The organism is Kitasatospora sp. NPDC059160, from assembly GCF_042755465.1.
In the GTDB taxonomy this organism is placed as follows: Bacteria; Actinomycetota; Actinomycetes; order Streptomycetales; family Streptomycetaceae; genus Kitasatospora.
The window spans coordinates 1-1,365 of the sequence record NZ_JBHZCN010000248.1 but is presented as its reverse complement, the minus strand read 5'-3'; the positions used below and the strand labels follow the sequence as shown (position 1 = coordinate 1,365).

The 1,365-nt window shown below is 78.4% G+C and carries 3 protein-coding genes; all 3 read right to left on the bottom strand.

Annotated elements, in window-relative coordinates:
• Positions 1–52: 52 nt before the first annotated feature.
• Positions 53–220, bottom strand: coding sequence for a hypothetical protein (locus ACFXOZ_RS42515; protein WP_380595408.1), 168 nt, complete (start codon positions 218–220; stop codon positions 53–55).
• Positions 221–312: 92 nt separating this feature from the next.
• Positions 313–582: a hypothetical protein gene (locus ACFXOZ_RS42510; RefSeq protein ID WP_380595406.1), complete on the bottom strand. Its 270-nt coding sequence runs from the start codon at positions 580–582 to the stop codon at positions 313–315.
• A gap of 281 nt (positions 583–863) precedes the next feature.
• Positions 864–1,229, bottom strand: a complete 366-nt coding sequence (locus ACFXOZ_RS42505) for a hypothetical protein (RefSeq protein ID WP_380595404.1) — start codon at positions 1,227–1,229, stop codon at positions 864–866.
• Positions 1,230–1,365: the final 136 nt, after the last annotated feature.

Sequence of the window (1,365 nt, the reverse complement as noted above, 5' to 3'; positions counted from 1 at the left end):
GGGGGGGGGCGGGGGGGGGGCGGCGGCCCCCGGCCCGGCCGGCTGGGTGGGGTCAGTGGTCGGGGTGCTCGCCCTGGCGGGGCACGCGGCCGGGGCCGCCGGGCTGCGGGCCGAGGGGCTGGCCGCCGCCCGCGCCGGTGGTGCCGTCGCGGCGCTGGCCGGGCACGGTGCCGTTGAGCTTCGGGATGGCCGGCTGGTTCTGGTCGTCGTGCTCGAACATCGGTCGTTCTCCTTGTTGGTGGGCCGGGGCGGTTGCCCTCGCTCCGGCGGTGGGCCCGTCCGCGGTGCGCGGGCGGGAGTCGGTGGGCCTGGTCAGATCCCCGGTGGGGTCGGCCAGGCGGGGGCGGGGTCGTCGGCGGTGATGGGCCGCAGCAGGGCGGTGGGCCAGTCGTTGCGGGTGCCGTCGGACCAGGCGACGCGCTGCAGCGGGCCGTCGGCGCTGTCGGTGCTGTGGCCGGTGGTGGTGCCGGTGGTGACGACGTCGCAGCACGGGCACTCGACCTGGAGGCCGGTGGTGCCGTCCTCGCGGGGGTAGAGCATCACCACGGCGGTGCCGGTCGGGAGTCCGGGGGTGGTGGGCACGGGTTCGTCCTGTCGGTGGTGGGGCGGAAGGTCGGTAGGCACCGGCGGGAAGCGGTGCGCGGTCCGGCGCCCGGCCCGGGCCGGCCACGGCCCGGGCCGGTGAACGCGCCGGACTGAGGGGGGCCGCCCCGAAGGGGCGTCCGCTTCCAAGGCGGTTCGCCGGCCGCGGGGCCGGCGGCGGGCGCGGCAGCCCGGGGGGCGGCGGCTCGATGCCGCCGCGACCCGGCCACCCGTTCCGGGGCCGGACAGGTCCCGGGCGTTCACCCGGAACCGGCCGCCGGTCAGCCGATCGGGCCCGCGAGCAGCTCCCACGGGCCGACCAGCGCGGCGTACTCCTCCGCCGTCAGCTGCTCGCGGACCGCGACCGCCAGCGCCGCCGTGGACATGGCCGTCACGCCGTCGCTGATCGGGGCCGACCAGTACACGCGGGCGAGGATCCGGTTCCGGATGGCGTCCCAGAGCTGGTAGGCCCTCGCGTCACCGGCCAGGTTCCACGCGCGGTGCTGGGCGGCGGAGGTCGGCTCGTTGGCCGTCCAGTGGCGGGCGAGGGTGTACAGCTTGTCGCCGGTGATCGTGGCGGCGAGAGCCACGAAGTCGGGAGCGCTCGCGGTGGTCGGGACGGCGGCCGGACTGGGGGTGGTGTTCACGGGTGGTGCCCTTCTGGGTGTTGGTGGGTCCGGCCCTGGTCGGGCCGGGGGCCGCGCGGGGTTGCCCTCCCGCGCGGGGGTCTGTGGCGGGCCGGAAGGGTCCGGCGGTTGGCCGACCTGGCGTCAGCCCCCGGGC

Bases quoted from the DNA above. Each gene is read 5' to 3' on its own strand.
- ACFXOZ_RS42515 (WP_380595408.1), bottom strand. From the start codon at position 220: ATGTTCGAGCACGACGACCAGAACCAGCCGGCCATCCCGAAGCTCAAC.